Below are 3,156 nucleotides of genomic sequence, written 5' to 3'. Positions count from 1 at the left end.
TTCCTCCTCCTTTCAACCCCAAAGAGTTTGACTATAAGCTTATCTAAAAAACAAAGGTATGGAATTGCAGGCCCTGCTGCTTCCGAGAGAAATAAAAGTAATTGACCACCAGAAAGGAAATGTGTTTGTAGCTTATTCTTTGTCTCTACGAAAAGCGTTAATAGCAAAGTTCAGGAAGTACTTGAAGGATGACGAAGCCTTTCAGGTGGCAGTAGCTCTTATTTTTGGATACCGTTCACTGATTGATCCACAAACCATATCAGCATTTACGGATACAGGAACTATACACGTGCTGAGTGTGTCGGGCTTGCAAGTCAGTTTGGTGTTTGTGTGTTTGAATTTTGTGTTGCAGTGGTTAGACAGATGGAGGTGGGGTAAGACGGTGAAATCCTGTATCATCTTGTCATTCATCTGGGCTTATGTGATGCTGACAGGGATGAGTCCTCCGATCTTAAGGGCTGGGATAATGATTTCCTTTTTCGTGATGTCTCAGCTTCTAAATAGGAAGCAGGTTTCCGTAAATACTTTAGCCGCTTCTGCTTTAATTATCTTAATATTTTCACCCAACTATTTGTTTGATGTAGGGTTTCAGCTATCGTATGCGGCAATGCTGGGCATTTTGTTGGGGTATCCGCTATTTAGGGCATACTATCTTAGCGGAAATAAGTGGATAAATTATCTGCTAGATTATCTTTATGTGTGTATTGCTGCACAGCTGTTTACTTTACCGCTCTCTCTTTACTATTTCGGGCAGTTCCCGAATTATTTCCTGCTGGCCAACTTGTTCATCGCCCTGCCAAGCACAATTATCATGTATATTGGCGTCTTTCTTTCTATTCTGCCTTTTGACAGCCTCAATGTGGTGTTGGGTAGAATACTGGAATTTTCCTTGATTTTTATGATGGAAGGATTGAAAAGAATAGCGTCGCTTCCTTCTTCTCTCATCCAAGGGGTAGAATGGAGTGGGATTCAGGTGCTGCTATTTATTGTAGCTATGGCGGCACTGGTAGTCGGTCTGGACAGAAGATCTGGAAGGGCTTTGCTTTTGTCTATAATGTCAATTTTTGGGGTATGCGTGATAAGTGCGTTTGCTTCTATTAGAAAGACAAAAGATAGCTTTATTATTATTTACAATGTAAGATCGGACGTCGCTGCGGCTCTTGTCCGTCCGTCACAGGTTGTGCTGTATTCCACCTTGGATTCGCTGAATCACCCTACTCTACGATATAGCGTTCTGCCTAGCTTAAAGCCTTATATTTCGTCATCGCAAATAGAATTTCATAAAATCGAGAACGTCTTAAGGCATAGCTTTCTTCTCGAGTGGGGTACCTATCGTCTACTTCTACTTGAAGATAGGGTCGATGAAGCAAATCTTCCACCTGATGTGAATCTTATCCTGTGGAGAAAGAATAATGGAAATGATGTCCTTCAGCTGTTAAGTAGGTATCCGAAAGCTCAGCTTGTGGTGGACGGAAGCAACAGCGACAGACATATCCGAGCGTTGCAGGATAGAATTCCTAATTCGGAGCTATTATATGTTCTAAAAAATAATTTTGCTTATGTTTGGGATGGATTACAGTTATGAGTGCAACGATACATTCCATACTGAAGCAATATTGGGGTTATGATGCATTCAGACCCTTGCAGGAAGATATTATCCAATCGGTCTTGCAGGGGAGAGATACGCTAGCCTTATTACCTACGGGAGGAGGAAAGTCCATCTGCTTTCAGGTTCCGGCTATGATGCAGGAGGGAATCTGTATCGTGGTATCGCCGTTGATAGCTTTGATGAAAGACCAGGTTGAGAATCTCCGTAAGCGCGGCATTGAGGCTATAGCCATCTATTCGGGCATGGGGTATCGCGAGATAGACATCGCTTTGGACAACTGTATCTTCGGAAAGATAAAATTTCTCTATATAGCTCCCGAACGCTTTTATTCGGAGTTGGTGCGCGAACGTATCAAATATATGAAAGTCAATCTCTTTGCTATTGATGAGGCGCACTGTATTTCACAATGGGGTTATGACTTTAGACCTTCCTATCTGCAGCTAGCCGCATTGCGGGAAGCACATCCCGAGGTGCCAATCTTGGCCTTGACAGCTAGTGCGACGCCGAGAGTTGTAGAAGATATTCAGGAACGCTTGAATTTTAAGGCTAAGAATGTCTTTTCCAAGAGTTTTGCAAGGCCCAACTTGGGATATATGGCATTGGAGGAAGAAAACAAAATGAACCGCATGCTGCGCATCGTAAAGAAAGTGGGAGGGTCAGGCGTTATCTATGTTCGCAACAGACGCGAGACGCAGGAGATCGCCCGTTTTTTGCTGAACCATGGGGTTCCTGCAGATTATTACCATGCAGGCTTGGGGATAAAGGAGCGTGAAGGTAAGCAACAGGCGTGGACAAATAACCAAGTTCGCGTGATTGTAGCTACCAACGCCTTCGGCATGGGTATCGACAAGCCCGACGTACGTTTCGTAATCCATCTCGATATTCCGGATTCTTTAGAAGCCTATTACCAGGAGGCGGGCCGCGCCGGAAGGGATGGAAAGAAGGCTTTCCCGGTGCTGCTGTACAATCAAGAGGACAGGGAAAGGCTATGGAAAACCTATCAGGATAGCTTCCCTTCGGTGACGTTCATTCAGCAGACTTACCACCATCTTGCAAACCATTATCAGATAGCCTATGGAGCCGGAAAGGGAATGTCGGTAGACTTCGATCTTGTGGAGTTTGCAAGGAAGTATCAGCTAGAGGTGATGCAGACAATGAGTGCGTTGAAATTTTTGGAGCGTGATGGATGGATAAGCGTGTCGGAAGCGGTCTTCATCCCTTCACGATTTAAATTTGAGGTGGACTTCCATGAGCTCTATAAGTTTCAGGTGCAGGCAGCAAAATATGATCCACTGATCAAGGCTATCTTAAGGACATATGGTGGTGTGTTTGACTTTTACGTTCCTATTAACGAGTATGAGTTTGCCAAAAAATTGGGTGTTTCTTATGAAACCATCGTGCAGTTGTTGGAAGGCCTAGAAAAACAACAGATCGGTTCATATCTCAGAAGTACGGATAAGCCGCAACTTCAGTTTTTGCAGCCGCGGGTAGATTACAAAAACCTCTATATTGATACCGAATTTATCCGTGAACGCAAGCAAGTTAAG

At 43.9% G+C, this 3,156-nt stretch carries 2 protein-coding genes; both read left to right on the top strand.

The genetic code is table 11. The features are described 5' to 3' along the window. Positions 1–58: 58 nt before the first annotated feature. On the top strand, positions 59–1,585 hold the full coding sequence (locus SD31_RS14290; protein ID WP_039054610.1) for a ComEC/Rec2 family competence protein: 1,527 nt from the start codon (positions 59–61) through the stop codon (positions 1,583–1,585). Beyond that, positions 1,582–3,156: RecQ family ATP-dependent DNA helicase (locus SD31_RS14285; RefSeq protein WP_039054609.1), on the top strand; the 1,575-nt coding region annotated here is incomplete at its 3' end. The genes SD31_RS14290 and SD31_RS14285, both read left to right, overlap by 4 nt.

Origin of the sequence: Sphingobacterium sp. T2, from assembly GCF_000814685.1 — a bacterium.
Lineage (GTDB): Bacteria > Bacteroidota > Bacteroidia > Sphingobacteriales > Sphingobacteriaceae > Sphingobacterium > Sphingobacterium thermophilum.
Note: the sequence above shows the minus strand (reverse complement) of the source record. Positions and strands in the feature narration are given on the sequence as shown.